This is a genomic window from Thermus islandicus DSM 21543 (assembly GCF_000421625.1).
In the GTDB taxonomy this organism is placed as follows: Bacteria; Deinococcota; Deinococci; order Deinococcales; family Thermaceae; genus Thermus; species Thermus islandicus.
In genome coordinates this window covers 1-13,197 of record NZ_ATXJ01000002.1, presented here as the reverse complement: position 1 = coordinate 13,197, position 13,197 = coordinate 1, and the positions used below count along the sequence as shown (strand labels likewise).

The following is a 13,197-nucleotide window of genomic DNA, read 5'->3' as shown; positions in this document are numbered from 1 at the left end:
CTTAGGAAGCCTTGCGGAACTTCTTCTTGGGACGGCAGCCGTTGTGGGGGACAGGGGTGTCGTCCACGATGGACTTCACCTGGAGGCCAGAGGCCTGGAGGGCCCTTATCGCCTGCTCCCGCCCCGCCCCGGTGCCCCGCACGATCACGTCCAAGCTCTGCATGCCGTAGGCCATGGCCTTCTTGGCCGCGTCCATGGCGGCGAGCTGGGCGGCGTAGGGGGTGCCCTTCCGGCTCCCCTTGTAGCCGATGACCCCGCCCGAAGACCAGGTGATGGGGTTGCCTTCGGGATCGGTGATGGTAACGATGGTGTTGTTGTAGGAGGCGTGGATGTACGCCTTTCCGCTGGCTACCTGTCGCTTGACCCTTTTCTTGGCAGCTTTCTTGGCCATACTCTCCCTCTCGGAGGATCTGCTGGCCCCTCCAGGGCTTACTTCCGCGGAGCCTTCTTCTTGCCCGCCACGGTCTTGCGGGGGCCCTTGCGGGTACGGGCATTGGTGCGCGTGCGCTGACCCCGCACGGGCAAGCCCCTGCGGTGCCTAAGCCCCCGGTAGCAGCCGATGTCCATGAGGCGCTTGATGTTGGCCGCCACCTCCGCCCTTAGCTCCCCTTCCAGCTTCCAGGCGTTCTCCACATACTCGCGGAGGCGCACCACCTCGGCCTCCGTGAGGTCCTTCACCCGGGTGGCGGGGTTGATCCCCGTCCGCTCCAGGGCCTCTTGGGCCCGGGCCTTGCCGATGCCGTAGATATAGGTGAGGGCCACGTCCACCCGCTTGTTCCTGGGGATCTCTACACCTGCGATCCTCGCCACGTTCCCTCCTCAGCCTTGGCGCTGCTTGTGCTTGGGGTTCTCGCAGATCACGTACACCCGGCCGTGCCGGCGCACCACCTTGCACTTCTCGCAGATCCTCTTGACGGACGCCCGTACCTTCATCTCCCCTCCTACTTCCTGTAGACGATGCGCCCCCGCGTGGGGTCGTAGGGGGTGAGCTCCACCACCACCCGGTCCCCGGGCAGGATGCGGATGTAGTGCATGCGCATCTTGCCCGAGATGTAGGCCAGGATCTCCGGCCCCGAGTCCAGCCTCACCCGGAACGTGGTGTTGGGCAAAGCCTCGGTGACCACGCCTTCTGCCCGAATGGTGTCCTTCTCCTTCGCCATACCCCTCCTACCGCGCCCGCACCAGGGGAACCCCGGTTAAGAGCTCCGGGCCCTCCTCCGTCACCAAGACGGTGTTCTCGTAGTGGGCGGCGAGGTTGCCCCTTCCGGCGCTCGCCGTCCAGCCATCTTCCAATATTACCACAGGAGCGGGCCTCAAGGTGACCATGGGCTCGAGGGCCAGGGTCATGCCGGGGCGGATCTTGGGCCCGGTGCCCGGCTTGCCGAAGTTGGGCACCTGAGGGTCCTCATGGATCTCCCGTCCTACCCCGTGGCCCACGAACTCCCGCACCACCCCGTAGCCCCGGCTCTCCAAGAAGGTCTGCACGGCGTGGGAAACGTCGCCGATGCGGTACCCAGGCCGCAGGTACTTGAGCCCCTCAAAGAAGGCCATCTCCGTGTCCCGGATGAGCCTTTCCGCCTCGGGGGAGACCCGGCCCACGGGGAAGGTGCGGGCCATGTCCGCGGCGAAGCCCCCATAGAGGAGGCCTACGTCCACGGAAAGGATATCCCCCTCCTTCAGGGGCTCGTCCGAGGGGATGCCGTGGACCACCACCTCGTTCACCGAGGTGCAGAGGGTGGCCGGGAAGCCGTAGAGCCCCAGGAAGGCGGGCTTGGCCTTGCGCTTCCTTATGGCCTCGTAGGCAATCTGGTCCAGCTCCTTGGTGGTGATGCCGGGCTCCACGTGGCGGCCCACCTCCTCCACTACCTCGGTGAGGAGGGCGCCCGCCTCCCGCATGCGTTGAATCTCCCAGGGGCTTTTCAGCTTGATGGCCATCAGATCCCCAAGGCGGCCCGGATGCGGGCGTAGACCTCGTCCGGGGTGCCCAGGCCGTCTACCCGCCGCAAGGCGCCCTGCCTCTCATAGTACTGGATGAGGGGCTCGGTCTTCTCCCGGTAGACCTGGAGGCGCCTGCGGATGGTGGCCTCGTTGTCGTCGGAACGCCCCTCCAGCTCTGCCCGCCTCAGCATGCGGCGCACCAACTCCTCCTCGGGCACCTCCACCAGGACCACCCCAAGGAGCCGGGTGCCCGTTTCCTGGAGCAGGCGGTCCAGGGCCTCCGCCTGGGGCAAGGTGCGGGGAAAACCGTCAAGGACAACCCGGTCTGCAAGCTCCTCCCGGATCAGGGCCAGGATCAGCTCGTCCGGCACCAGGTCCCCCCGGTCCATGATGGGCTTCACCTGCTGCCCCAAGGCCGTGCCCCGGGCCACGTGGTCCCGCAGGATATCCCCCGTGGAGAGCTTCTTGAAGGAGAGCTCCTCCGCAAGCCGCGCCGCCTGGGTGCCCTTTCCCGCTCCCGGCGGCCCCAAGAAGATCACCGCTTCCCCCATGCCCCCTCCTAGCGCGTGCGGCCGCGGATCCGGCCCTTGGAGAGAAAGCCCTCGTAGTTCCTGAGCATCAGCTGGCTCTCTATCTGCCTGAGGGTGTCCAGGGCCACCCCCACCACGATGAGGAGGCCGATGCCCGAGAAGGAGATGCTGTGAATCCCGGTGACGTTCTGGATGATCTGGGGAAGCAGGGCCACCAGGCCTAGGAACAAGGCGCCCCAGAGGGTGAGGCGGGAGACGATGTGCTCTAGGAACTTCACCGTGGGCTCTCCCGGGCGGATGCCGGGGATGAAGCCCCCGTACTCCCGCAAGGACTCGGCGATGCGCTTGGGGTCAAACTGCACCGCCGTGTACACGTAGGTGAAGAGGACGATGAGCACCACCTCTATGAGGAGGCCGGGAAAGCGAGTGGGGTTGAAGAAGTTGGCGATGACCTGGAGGACGGGATTGCCCTGGAAGGGGGCGGCGAGGAAGATGGGAATCTGGAGGATGGCCGCGGCAAACACGATGGGGATCACCCCCGCGGCGTTCAGCTTGATGGGGATGTAGGTGGCCTGTCCCCCGTAGACCCTCCGGCCCACCACCTTGCGGGCGTACTGTACGGGGATCCGGCGCTCGGCCTGTTGCACCGCGGCCATGCCCGCAAAGGCCAGTACGATAAAGGCCAGGAAGAAGAGGAAGGCCACCAGGTTCACCTCCCCGGTGCGGATGAGGCCTGCGGTGCGCAAAAGCTGGGGCAACCAGTTGACCACGATCCCCGCGAAGATGATCATGCTGGTGCCGTTGCCCATGCCGTACTCGGTGATGCGCTCCGCCATCCACAGGAGGAGGGCGATCCCCGCCACCTGGGTAACCACCACCACCAGCCAGAAGAAGGGGCCCGGGGACCAGCCAGGGAGGAGGAACCGCCCCCCCTCGGCCCCCAGGAAGGCCGTGGCCAGAAAGAAGCCCTGGAAGGCCCCCAGAGCGATGCCGCCGATGCGGGTGTACTGGTTGATGATGCGGCGGCCCTCCTCTCCCTCCTTGGAGAGCTTCTCCAGCGCGGGCACCACCGTCACCAAAAGCTGCATGACGATAGCTGCGGTGATGTAAGGCATGATCCCCAGGGCAAAGATGGAGAAGCGCTCAAAGTTGCCCCCAGAGAAGAGGTTGATGATCCCGAAGACCCCTCCCTGGGTGGTGCGCAGGAACTCCTGAATCTTTTCCAGGTCCACCCCGGGGGTGGGGATGAAGGCCCCCAGGCGGTAGGCGGCCAGCATGAGGAGGGTGAAGAGGAGGCGCTGGCGCAGCTCTGGGATTTGGAGGGCGCTCCGGAAGGCCTTAAGCATCCTAAGCCTCCAGGAGGACGGCTTCGCCGCCCGCTGCCTTCAGCTTCTCCAGGGCGCTCTTGGAAAAGGCATGGGCTACCACCCTGAGGGGTTTGGCCTCACCCTCCCCCAGCACCTTGAGGCGGTACCCCTTCTTGAGGAGGCCGGCCTGCACCAGGACCTCGGGGTTCACCTCCCCCTCAAAGCGGGCGAGGTCCTTCAGGTTCACCCCCTGGTACCGGGGGCGCCGGATCTCCCCGGGCACCTGGCCCTGCATGCCCCGCTTGGGCAGGCGCATGAGGGTGGTGGACCGCCCCCCCTCAAAGCGGCGGGGATCCTTGACCCCTCCGGAGCGGGACTTCTGGCCCTTGTGCCCCCGGGTGGCCGTCTTGCCGTGGCCGGAGCCGGGCCCCCGGCCCACCCGCTTGCGCTTGCGGTTAGCCCCAGGGTTGGGCTTCAGTTCGGAAAGCTTCATTCCCCCACCTCCACCTGGACAAGGTGGGCCACCTTGCGGAGGTTGCCGCGGATGGCCGGCGTGTCCTCGAGCACCTTCTCCCGATGGAGCCTTGTGAGCCCCAAGGCCTTCAGGGCGGCCTTCTGGTCCTTAGGGTAGCCGATGGGGCTCTTCACCAGCTTCACCTTGAGCCTTGGCATCACTCCTCCCCCGCCTTCCGGAGGCGCTCCACGTCCTCCTTGGTCCTAAGTTGCCGCAGGGCCTCCATGGTGGCGTAGGCGATGTTGATGGGGTTGCGGCTTCCCAGCTCCTTGGTGAGGATGTCCGTGATCCCCGCAAGCTCCAAAATGGCCCGGGGCACCGCTCCGGCGATGACGCCGGTGCCGGGGGAGGCGGGCTTTAGGAGAATCTTGGAGGCCCCGTACTCTACCACGATCTCGTGGGGGATGGTGCCGTTCTGGAGGGGCACCTCCACCATGTTGCGCCGGGCGTAGTACCCCGCCTTCTGCACGGCCAGGGGCACCTCGGGCGCCTTGCCCAGGCCCAAGCCCACCCGGCCTTGCCGGTCCCCCACCACCACCAGGGCGCCAAAGCGGAAACGGCGGCCACCCGCCTGCATCCGGGCGGTGCGCCGGACCAGGATCATCCTCTCCTCAAAGTCGGTCTCGGGCATGGTTCCTCCCCTAGAACTCCAGGCCCCCCTCCCGGGCCCCCTCCGCCAAGGCCTTCACCCGGCCATGGTACTTGTAGGGGCCGCGGTCAAAGGCCACCTTCGTGATCCCCAAGGCCTTGGCCTTCTCCGCCAAGGCCAGGCCCACCTTGCGGGCCACCTCCGTCTTGTTGCCCTTGAGCTTCAGGGCCAGGCTGGACTCGGCCACCAGGGTCTGGCCCTTCTCGTCGTCAATGATCTGGGCGTAGATGTGGTTAAGGCTCCGGAACACGGAAAGGCGGAGCCGGCCCGCGCGCTTCACGCGGTTGCGCACCCGGAACTTGCGGCGCTCGTAAGCGGTCAGCCGTGCCATGCTTCCCCCTACTTCTTGGCCCCGGCCTTGCCGGGCTTGAGGCGGACGGGTTCGCCTGCGTAGTAGATGCCCTTTTCGTGGTAGGCGCTGGGCTTCTTGATGGCGCGGAGGTCCGCAGCCACCTGGCCCACCTTCTGCTTGTCAATGCCCAGAACGCGGATCCGGGTGGGCTCGGGCACCTCAAAGACGATCCCCTCCGGGGGTTCCACCACCACAGGGTGGCTAAAGCCCACGGTGAGCTCGAGGGCACGCCCCACGAGCCGCGCCCGGTAGCCGATGCCCTTGATGAGGAGCTCCTTCACGTACCCCTCGGACACGCCCCGGACGGCGTTGGCGATCAGGGTGCGGGTCAGGCCGTGGAGGCTCTTGTGGCGGCGCTCGTCAGAGGGGCGCTCCACCCGCACCGCCCCTCCCTCGGCCACCACCTGGAGCTCCGGGGAAACGGGCACCTCCAGCTCGCCCTTGGGACCTTTCACCCTCACCCGCCCGGGAGCGACCTCTACCTGGACGCCCCGGGGAAGGGAAATGGGAAGCCTGCCGATCCTAGACATCACCACACCTCGCAGATAAGCTCCCCGCCCACGCCGAGCCTCCTGGCCTCGCGGTCGGTGAGAACGCCCTTGGGCGTGGACAGGATGGCGATCCCGAGCCCCCGGCGGACGCGGGGGATCTCCCGAACCCCCACGTACACCCGCCGCCCCGGCCGGCTGATGCGGCGGATGTGGTGGATGACCTGCTCGGGGCGGGGGTCCAACCCCTGGCGCCGGGGCCCGTACTTCAGGTGAACGCGCAGGTAGGGCTTGCCGTTCACCTCCACCCGCTCGTACCCCTTGATGAACCCCTCCCGCGCCAAGATCTTAAGGATCTCCTCCTTAAAGCGGGAGGCGGGCACCTCGGTGCTCTCCTTGTAGACCCGGGTGGCGTTCCGAATCCGGGTCAGCATGTCGGCAATGGGATCCGTCAACATTTCCCCTCTCCTTTTACCTCTTCCCGAACCATGCGGTCTCGAGGGAATCCCCCCGACCGGCCACGGCCTACCAGCTGGCCTTCTTCAACCCGGGAAGCTGCCCCTTATGAGCCAGCTCCCGCAGGCAGATCCGGCAGAGGCCAAAGTACCGGTAAACGCTCCTGGCCCTCCCGCAACGCACGCAACGGGTATAGGCCCGCACCTTGAACTTGGGGGTCCGCTTGGCCTTCTCAATCAGCGCTTTCCTCGCCATGCTCGCCTCACTTGCGGAAGGGGAAGCCCAAAAGCTCCAAGAGGGCCCTGGCCTCCTCGTCGGTCCTGGCGGTGGTCACCACGGCGATGTCCATGCCCCGCATGGCGTCCACCAGATCGTAGGTGATCTCGGGGAAGATGAGCTGCTCCCTCAAGCCCAGGTTGTAGTTGCCCCGGCCGTCAAAGCTGTTGGGGTTGAGCCCGCGGAAATCGCGGATCCGGGGCAGGGCCACGGAGAGGAGCTTCTCCAAAAAGATCCACATGCGGTCGCCGCGGAGGGTGACCCGAAGGCCGATGGGCATACCCTTACGGAGCTTGAAGTTGGAGATGGACTTCTTGGCCCGGGTGACCGCGGGCCGCTGCCCGGTGATGAGGGCCAGCTCCTGGGCCGCCTTCTCCAGGATCCGGGCATCCTCCTTGGCCTCGCCCAGGCCCTGGTTGATGACCACCTTGGAAAGCCTCGGCACCTCCCAGACGTTCTGATAGCCGAAGCGGCGGATGAGCTCGGGCCGCACTTCCTCGTGGTACTTCCTCTTCAGCGCAACCTCTAGGGGCATCTTACTCCTCCCTGTCCAAGGAACCGCCGCACTTGGCGCAGGCCCGGATCTTGCGCCCATCCTCCAGGAACTTCTTGCGCACCCGGGTGGGCTTCCCGCAAGCGGGACAGACGGGCCGCACCTTGGAGGCGTGGAGGGGGGCCTCCTGCTCCACGAAACCGCCCTGGGGGTGCTTGGGGCTCGGGCGCACCGCCTTCTTCACGAGGTTGATCCCCTCCACGATCACGGCCTGCTTCCTGGGCAAGACGGCCTTGACCTTGCCCACCCGGCCCTTGTACTTGCCGGAGGCCACCCAAACGGTATCCCCCTTCCTTACGTGCACCTTGGGCTGCATCACAGCACCTCCGGGGCCAAGGAGACGATCTTCATGAAGCCCTTCTCGCGGAGCTCGCGGGCCACCGGGCCAAAGACGCGGGTGCCGCGGGGTTCCAGCTGGTTGGTGATGATCACCGCAGCGTTGTCGTCAAAGCGGATGGCGGAGCCGTCGGGGCGCTTGACCTCCTTCTTGGTGCGCACCACCACCGCCTTGACCACGTCCCCTTCCTTCACGGCCCCGCGGGGAATGGCCTCCTTGACGCTGGCCACGATGATGTCCCCCACGGTGGCGTACTTGGCGTTGGAGCCCTTCAAGACCCGGATGCACATGATCTTGCGGGCCCCGGTGTTGTCCGCCACCTCCAGGTAGGTCTGGGGCTGGATCATGCCTTACCTCCCCGCTTGGAAAGGCTCTCGTAGTTCTGGCGGCGCACCAGGTACTTCTCCACCAGGTCTAGGCGCCCGCTCTCCACCAGGCGCAGGACCCTAAAGCGCTTGCGCCTGGAGATGGGGCGGGACTCCACGATCTCCACCACGTCCCCCACCTTGTACTGCTCCTCAGGGTCATGGGCCAGGTATTTCTTGGAGCGTTTGATCACCTTGCCGTAGAGGGGGTGGGGAAACTGGCGCTCCACCAGGACCGTGACGGTCTTCTGCATCTTGTCGCTCACCACCACCCCGGTCAGCACCTTCTTAGGCATTCTGCCTCCTCTTCTCGTTCCAGACCGTGAGGAGACGGGCGATGGTGCGCCGCGTCTCCCGGACCCTGTGGTTCTGGGAAAGCTGGCCGATGGCGGCCTGGAAGCGGAGCTCCATGAGCTCCCGCTTCTTCCTCTGAATGAGCTTCTCCAGCTCCACGGGGGAGAGCTTGCGGGCCTCCTCCAGCTCCTTGCGGATCTCACTGCGCTTCATCGTAGGCGTCCCTCCGCACGACCTTGGTCTTGATGGGGAGCTTGTGGCCTGCGATCCTGAGCGCCTCGAGGGCCTGCTCCTCCGTAACCCCCGCCACCTCAAACATCACCCGGCCCGGCTTCACCACGGCCACATACCCCTCCACGTTGCCCTTCCCCTTACCCATGCGCACCTCCAGGGGCTTCTTGGTGTAGGGCTTGTCGGGGAAGATGCGGATGAAGATCTTCCCCCCGCGGCGGAAGTGGCGGACCATGGCCACACGGGCGGCCTCAATCTGCTGAGCGGTGATCCAGGCGGGCTCCAGGGCCACCAGGCCGAAGTCGCCAAAGGCCACGTAGTCGCCCCCCTTGGTCGCCCCCTTGAGGCGGCCGCGCTGCTGCTTCCGGTACTTCATGCGCCTAGGCATCAGCATGGCCTATTCCTCCTTCTTGACGCGCACGGCAGGGCGACGGCGGCGCGGCCGCTCCTCCGCTTTGGGCGCCTCGAGGCGCCCCTTGGCCCTCTGGCCGCCGATCACCTCGCCCAGGAAGATGTACGCCTTCACCCCGAGCACCCCGTACGTGGTCTGGGCCAGGGCGAAGCCATAGTCTATGTTAGCACGCAGGGTCTGGAGCGGCACCCGCCCCTCCGCGGCCCACTCCGTACGGGCCTGCTCCGCCCCCCCGATCCGCCCGGAGACGATCACCTTGGCCCCCTTGGCCCCGGCCTCCATCACCCGCTGGACCGCCTGCTTGATGGCCCGGCGCACGGCGAAGCGGCGCTCTATCTGCTCCGCCACCCGCTGGGCTACCAGGGGAGCCGAGAGGTTGGGGTTCTGGATCTCCTGGACGTTTAGGGCCACGTTCTTGCCGGTCATCTTGGACAGGGCCTCCCGCAGCACCTTGATCTTCTCCCCACCCCGGCCGATGACCACGCCGGGCTTGGCCACGTGGACGCTCACCACCACGTTGTCGGCGGCACGCTCCACGTCAATGCGGGCAAGCCCCGCGGGGTAGAGCTCCCGCGTGAGGTACTCCCGAATCTGGAGGTCTTCCCAAAGGAGGTGGCGGTACTGCTTCTTGCCCGCATACCAGCGGGACTCCCAGTCCCGGGTGATGCCGAGCCGAAACCCGATGGGGTGGATCTTATTTCCCATGTTTCTCCCCCAAGATCACCGTGATGTGGCTGGTCTTCTTCTTCATGATGTCCGCCCGGCCCCGGGCCCTGGGGAGGACCCGCTTGAGGGCAGGCCCCTCGTCCACGAAGGCGGCCTTTACGTAAAGCCTCTCCTCCAGGAGGTCGTGGTTGTTCACCGCGTTGGCGGCAGCGGACTCCAGCACCTTGGCCACGTGGTAGGCCGCCCGCTTGGGGGTGTAGCGCAGGATGGCACGGGCCTCCTCGAGGCTCTTCCCCCGGATCAGGTCCACCACCAGGCGGGCCTTTCTGGGGGCGATGCGCACGTAACGGGCAATGGCTTTCGCTTCCATGGCTACTTCTTCTTGGTGGCCTTGGCCTCTTTGCCGTGCCCCCGGTAGGTGCGGGTAGGGGCGAACTCGCCGAGCTTGTGGCCCACCATGTTCTCGGTGATGTAGACGGGCACGTGCTGCTTGCCGTTGTAGACCGCGATGGTGTGGCCCACCATTTCCGGCACGATGGTGGAGCGGCGGCTCCAGGTCTTGATGAGCCGCTTCTCCCCCTTGGCGTTCAGCTCCAGCACCTTTTCCAGGAGGTGGTCGTCTACGAAAACGCCCTTCTTCAAGCTACGCGGCATGGCTCACCTCACTTCTTGCGCCGGGCGAGGATGAAGCGGCTGGAGGGCTTACGCCGCTTCCTGGTCTTGAGCCCCTTGGTCTGCCAACCCCAGGGGGAGGCGGGGGGGCGACCCCGGGGCGCCCGGCCCTCCCCACCGCCGTGGGGGTGGTCCACCGGGTTCATGGCGGCCCCGCGCACGTGGGGCTTCCGGCCGAGCCAGCGGGTGCGGCCTGCCTTGCCCAGGACGATGTTCTTGTGGTCGGCGTTGCCCACGGACCCGATGGCGGCGTAGCACTCCCCGTGCACCTTCCTGAGCTCCCCCGAGGGCAGGCGCAGGATCACGTAGTCCCCCTCCCGTCCCTGGATCTGGGCGCTGGTGCCGGCGGAGCGGGCCAGCTTGGCCCCCTTCTTGGGCTCCAACTCCACGGCGTGGACCACGGTGCCCACGGGGATGAAGCGTAAGGGGAGGGCGTTGCCCACTTGGATGGGCGCGTCCGGCCCCGCCACCACCTGCTGGCCCACCTGCAGGCCATCGGGGGCGATGATGTACCGCTTCTCCCCGTCCACGTAGTGGAGGAGGGCGATGCGGGCCGAGCGGTTGGGGTCGTACTCTATGGCCGCCACCTTGGCAGGGATACCCGCCTTGTCCCAGCGCTTGAAGTCCAGGATGCGGTAGAGGCGCTTGTGGCCGCCCCCGCGGAAGCGCACGGTGATGCGGCCCTGGTTGTTGCGCCCCCCCGTCTTCTTCAGCGGCTTGACCAGGGACTTCTCCGGTTCGGTCTTGGTGATCTCGGAAAAGTCGGCCACCGTCATGAAGCGGCGGCTTGGGGTGTAGGGTTTGAACTTCTTCAGAGCCATCTCTCCTCCCTTGCCGGATCGGGGCCGGGCTCCCCTCCCGGCGGGGTCTAGACGAGGCCCTCGAGGGCCTCAATCCTCTGCCCGGCGGCCACCTGGACGATGGCCTTCTTGCGGTCGGGGCGCCTGCCCAAGTAGCGGCCTAGGCGCTTCTTCTTCCCCCGGACCTTAAGGGTGTTCACCCCCACCACCTTGACCTTAAAGGCCTCCTCCACGGCGTTTTTGATCTCGGTCTTGGTGGCCCTGGGGTGAACCCAAAAGGTGTACTTGCCCTGGGCAAAGCCCGCGTACGCCTTCTCCGAAAGCACCGGGGCCAGGAGGACGTCGTAGGCCGTCTTCATGCCTCACCCCCTATGCGGCTTTGGAAGGCCTCCCAGGCCTTCAGGTCCATCACCAAGCGGGCGGTGCGCAGGATATCGTAGACGTTGAGCCCCTCCGGAGCCAGGGGGACCACCCAGGGAAGGTTGCGGGCAGCCCGCCGCACCAGGGGGTCCTCGGTCACCAGGAGCACCGTCTCCGACCCGTCCAGCCCGACCCCTCCAGCCCAGGCCAGGAACTCCTTGGTCCGGCCCTTGACCCCGGAAAACTCCTCCACCAAGAGGAGCTTGCCCTCCCTGGCCCGGTCGGCCACGGCCATGGCGAGGCCTGCCTTCCGCACCTTCTTGGGCAGGGTGTAGCCGTAGTCCCGGGGCTTGGGGCCAAAGACCGTCCCCCCGCCCACGAAGATGGGGGCCCCGATATCCCCGTGGCGGGCCCGGCCCGTGTGCTTCTGTGGGTAGATCTTGCGGCTGGAGTAGGCCACCTCGCCCCGGGTCTTGGTGCTGGCGGTGCCCTGGCGCCTCTTGGCCAGCTGCCAGCGCACCACCTCCCAGAGGAGGTGGGGGTTCACCTCCTGGGGCAGGTCCACGGCAAGCTCCCGCTTGCCGGAAGAGGAGAACACGGGAATGCGGTACATGGCTTCCACCTCGGCCTCCCTCACTTGGCCCCCTTCTTGGCCTGGCGCACCAGCACGAGGCCGCCGTTGGGCCCTGGCACGGCGCCCTTCAGCAGAAGGAGGTTCTCCTCGGGGATCACGTCCACCACCTCGAGGTTCACCACGGTCACGCGCTCCGCTCCGTAGCGGCCCGCCATACGCTTGCCCTTGTAGACCCGGCCCGGGGTCTTGCGGTTGCCGATGGAGCCCGGGTGGCGGTGGATCTTGTGGGCCCCGTGGGAGTCGGGACCGCCCGCGAAGTTCCAGCGCTTCATGACCCCTGCGGTGCCCCGCCCCTTGGAGGTGCCGGTGACGTCTACCCTTTCGCCCGGCTGGAAGATTTCCACGGTCACCACGTCGGACTCGGGGTTAAAGCCGCGGACCTCCTTGAGGACGCGAACCGGCTGGACCCCGGCCTTGGCAAAGTGGCCCTTAAGGGGACGGTTCACCCGCTTGGGGTTCTGGGGGAGGAAGCCCAGCTGGACCGCCAGGTAGCCGTCCTTTTCCGGGGTGCGGCGCTGGACCACGGGGCAAGGGCCGGCCAGGATCACCGTGACGGGAACGGCCCGGTCCTCCCTGTAGATCCGGGTCATCCCCACCTTCAGGCCCAGGATCCCCTTCACTTGCCACCTCCTAGGGTCTTGATCTCAATCTCCACGCCGGTGGGCAGGTCCAGGTTCATGAGGCTTTCGATGGTCTTGCGGTTGGGGTTCAGGATGTCCACCAGGCGGTGGTGGGTGCGGAGCTCAAAGTGCTCCCGGGAGTCCTTGTGCTTGAAGGGCCCCCGGATCACGGTGAAGCGGCGCACCCGGGTGGGCAGGGGGACGGGGCCCGACACCTGAGCCCCGGAGCGCCTCGCGGCCTCCACGATCTTCTGGGCCGAGGCGTCCAGGGTCTTGTGGTCAAAGCCCCGGAGCTTGATGCGGATCTTGGGCATCCCTCACCTCACTCCAGGATCTTGGTGACCACCCCGGCGCCCACGGTCCGCCCACCCTCCCGGATGGCAAAACGCAAACCCTCCTCCAACGCCACCGGCTTGATGAGCTCCACCGTAAACGTCACATTGTCCCCAGGCATCACCATCTCCACCCCCTGGGGCAGCTCCACCACCCCCGTCACATCCGTCGTCCGAAAGTAAAACTGCGGCCGGTACCCCGTGAAAAAACCCGTGTGCCGACCCCCCTCCTCCTTCCTCAACACATACACCGAAGCCTCAAACTTCGTGTGCGGCGTAATCGTCCCAGGCTTCGCCAACACCTGCCCCCGCTCCACCTCCTCCCGGCTTACACCCCGCAACAACACCCCCACATTGTCCCCAGCTATCCCCTCCTGCAACGTCTTCCGGTGCATCTCCACACCCGTAACC

The 13,197-nt window shown here is 66.6% G+C and carries 29 protein-coding genes; all 29 read right to left on the bottom strand.

Annotated elements, in window-relative coordinates; all coding sequences use genetic code 11:
• Nucleotide 1: 1 nt before the first annotated feature.
• A complete protein-coding gene (gene rpsK, locus H531_RS0102540) occupies nt 2–391 on the bottom strand; it encodes a 30S ribosomal protein S11 (RefSeq protein WP_022797795.1) in 390 nt (129 codons plus the stop codon).
• A gap of 38 nt (nt 392–429) precedes the next feature.
• On the bottom strand, nt 430–810 hold the full coding sequence (gene rpsM, locus H531_RS0102535) for a 30S ribosomal protein S13 (RefSeq protein WP_022797794.1): 381 nt from the start codon (nt 808–810) through the stop codon (nt 430–432).
• A 9-nt stretch (nt 811–819) separates the two neighbouring features.
• Nucleotides 820–933 (bottom strand): 50S ribosomal protein L36, encoded by a 114-nt coding sequence (gene rpmJ / locus H531_RS0102530; protein ID WP_022797793.1) that lies wholly within the window; start codon nt 931–933, stop codon nt 820–822.
• Nucleotides 934–941: 8 nt separating this feature from the next.
• Nucleotides 942–1,160, bottom strand: a complete 219-nt coding sequence (gene infA, locus H531_RS0102525; protein WP_022797792.1) for a translation initiation factor IF-1 — start codon at nt 1,158–1,160, stop codon at nt 942–944.
• A gap of 7 nt (nt 1,161–1,167) precedes the next feature.
• On the bottom strand, nt 1,168–1,935 hold the full coding sequence (gene map / locus H531_RS0102520) for a type I methionyl aminopeptidase (protein ID WP_022797791.1): 768 nt from the start codon (nt 1,933–1,935) through the stop codon (nt 1,168–1,170).
• A complete protein-coding gene (locus H531_RS0102515; protein ID WP_022797790.1) occupies nt 1,935–2,489 on the bottom strand; it encodes an adenylate kinase in 555 nt (184 codons plus the stop codon). The genes map and H531_RS0102515 overlap by 1 nt, the downstream gene beginning before the upstream one ends.
• An 8-nt stretch (nt 2,490–2,497) precedes the next feature.
• Entirely contained in the window at nt 2,498–3,814 is a 1,317-nt protein-coding gene (secY, locus tag H531_RS0102510; protein ID WP_022797789.1) for a preprotein translocase subunit SecY, read from the bottom strand.
• 1 nt (nt 3,815) lies between these two features.
• Nucleotides 3,816–4,268 (bottom strand): 50S ribosomal protein L15, encoded by a 453-nt coding sequence (rplO, locus tag H531_RS0102505; protein ID WP_022797788.1) that lies wholly within the window; start codon nt 4,266–4,268, stop codon nt 3,816–3,818.
• Entirely contained in the window at nt 4,265–4,447 is a 183-nt protein-coding gene (gene rpmD, locus H531_RS0102500) for a 50S ribosomal protein L30 (RefSeq protein WP_022797787.1), read from the bottom strand. The genes rplO and rpmD overlap by 4 nt, the downstream gene beginning before the upstream one ends.
• Nucleotides 4,447–4,920, bottom strand: a complete 474-nt coding sequence (rpsE, locus tag H531_RS0102495) for a 30S ribosomal protein S5 (RefSeq protein ID WP_022797786.1) — start codon at nt 4,918–4,920, stop codon at nt 4,447–4,449. The genes rpmD and rpsE overlap by 1 nt, the downstream gene beginning before the upstream one ends.
• A 10-nt stretch (nt 4,921–4,930) precedes the next feature.
• Nucleotides 4,931–5,269 (bottom strand): 50S ribosomal protein L18, encoded by a 339-nt coding sequence (gene rplR / locus H531_RS0102490; RefSeq protein WP_022797785.1) that lies wholly within the window; start codon nt 5,267–5,269, stop codon nt 4,931–4,933.
• An 8-nt stretch (nt 5,270–5,277) separates the two neighbouring features.
• The gene (gene rplF / locus H531_RS0102485; protein WP_022797784.1) at nt 5,278–5,820 is read right to left on the bottom strand and encodes a 50S ribosomal protein L6; all 543 of its coding nucleotides are present in this window, start codon (nt 5,818–5,820) and stop codon (nt 5,278–5,280) included.
• A complete protein-coding gene (gene rpsH, locus H531_RS0102480; RefSeq protein ID WP_022797783.1) occupies nt 5,820–6,236 on the bottom strand; it encodes a 30S ribosomal protein S8 in 417 nt (138 codons plus the stop codon). Before rpsH ends, rplF begins: the two co-directional genes overlap by 1 nt.
• 67 nt (nt 6,237–6,303) lie before the next feature.
• Nucleotides 6,304–6,489, bottom strand: a complete 186-nt coding sequence (locus H531_RS0102475; protein WP_022797782.1) for a type Z 30S ribosomal protein S14 — start codon at nt 6,487–6,489, stop codon at nt 6,304–6,306.
• 7 nt (nt 6,490–6,496) lie between these two features.
• Nucleotides 6,497–7,045: a 50S ribosomal protein L5 gene (gene rplE, locus H531_RS0102470; RefSeq protein ID WP_022797781.1), complete on the bottom strand. Its 549-nt coding sequence runs from the start codon at nt 7,043–7,045 to the stop codon at nt 6,497–6,499.
• 1 nt (nt 7,046) lies between these two features.
• Nucleotides 7,047–7,379, bottom strand: coding sequence for a 50S ribosomal protein L24 (gene rplX / locus H531_RS0102465; RefSeq protein ID WP_022797780.1), 333 nt, complete (start codon nt 7,377–7,379; stop codon nt 7,047–7,049).
• Nucleotides 7,379–7,747, bottom strand: coding sequence for a 50S ribosomal protein L14 (rplN, locus tag H531_RS0102460; RefSeq protein WP_022797779.1), 369 nt, complete (start codon nt 7,745–7,747; stop codon nt 7,379–7,381). Before rplN ends, rplX begins: the two co-directional genes overlap by 1 nt.
• Nucleotides 7,744–8,061 (bottom strand): 30S ribosomal protein S17, encoded by a 318-nt coding sequence (gene rpsQ, locus H531_RS0102455; RefSeq protein ID WP_022797778.1) that lies wholly within the window; start codon nt 8,059–8,061, stop codon nt 7,744–7,746. Before rpsQ ends, rplN begins: the two co-directional genes overlap by 4 nt.
• Nucleotides 8,054–8,272, bottom strand: coding sequence for a 50S ribosomal protein L29 (rpmC, locus tag H531_RS0102450; protein ID WP_022797777.1), 219 nt, complete (start codon nt 8,270–8,272; stop codon nt 8,054–8,056). Before rpmC ends, rpsQ begins: the two co-directional genes overlap by 8 nt.
• Nucleotides 8,259–8,684 carry a 50S ribosomal protein L16 gene (gene rplP, locus H531_RS0102445; RefSeq protein WP_022797776.1) on the bottom strand — a complete coding sequence of 142 codons (426 nt, stop codon included), beginning with the start codon at nt 8,682–8,684 and terminating at the stop codon, nt 8,259–8,261. Before rplP ends, rpmC begins: the two co-directional genes overlap by 14 nt.
• A 3-nt stretch (nt 8,685–8,687) precedes the next feature.
• A complete protein-coding gene (gene rpsC / locus H531_RS0102440) occupies nt 8,688–9,407 on the bottom strand; it encodes a 30S ribosomal protein S3 (RefSeq protein ID WP_022797775.1) in 720 nt (239 codons plus the stop codon).
• Nucleotides 9,397–9,738, bottom strand: coding sequence for a 50S ribosomal protein L22 (gene rplV, locus H531_RS0102435; protein ID WP_022797774.1), 342 nt, complete (start codon nt 9,736–9,738; stop codon nt 9,397–9,399). Before rplV ends, rpsC begins: the two co-directional genes overlap by 11 nt.
• 2 nt (nt 9,739–9,740) lie before the next feature.
• A complete protein-coding gene (gene rpsS, locus H531_RS0102430) occupies nt 9,741–10,022 on the bottom strand; it encodes a 30S ribosomal protein S19 (RefSeq protein WP_011173711.1) in 282 nt (93 codons plus the stop codon).
• Nucleotides 10,023–10,030: 8 nt separating this feature from the next.
• A complete protein-coding gene (rplB, locus tag H531_RS0102425) occupies nt 10,031–10,861 on the bottom strand; it encodes a 50S ribosomal protein L2 (RefSeq protein ID WP_022797773.1) in 831 nt (276 codons plus the stop codon).
• A gap of 47 nt (nt 10,862–10,908) precedes the next feature.
• Nucleotides 10,909–11,199, bottom strand: coding sequence for a 50S ribosomal protein L23 (locus H531_RS0102420; protein WP_022797772.1), 291 nt, complete (start codon nt 11,197–11,199; stop codon nt 10,909–10,911).
• Nucleotides 11,196–11,813, bottom strand: coding sequence for a 50S ribosomal protein L4 (gene rplD / locus H531_RS0102415; RefSeq protein WP_028490608.1), 618 nt, complete (start codon nt 11,811–11,813; stop codon nt 11,196–11,198). Before rplD ends, H531_RS0102420 begins: the two co-directional genes overlap by 4 nt.
• 20 nt (nt 11,814–11,833) lie before the next feature.
• Nucleotides 11,834–12,454 carry a 50S ribosomal protein L3 gene (gene rplC, locus H531_RS0102410; RefSeq protein WP_022797770.1) on the bottom strand — a complete coding sequence of 207 codons (621 nt, stop codon included), beginning with the start codon at nt 12,452–12,454 and terminating at the stop codon, nt 11,834–11,836.
• Nucleotides 12,451–12,768, bottom strand: a complete 318-nt coding sequence (gene rpsJ, locus H531_RS0102405) for a 30S ribosomal protein S10 (protein WP_022797769.1) — start codon at nt 12,766–12,768, stop codon at nt 12,451–12,453. Before rpsJ ends, rplC begins: the two co-directional genes overlap by 4 nt.
• 8 nt (nt 12,769–12,776) lie before the next feature.
• On the bottom strand, nt 12,777–13,197 hold a 421-nt coding region (locus H531_RS0102400), incomplete at its 5' end, for an EF-Tu C-terminal domain-related protein (protein WP_022797768.1).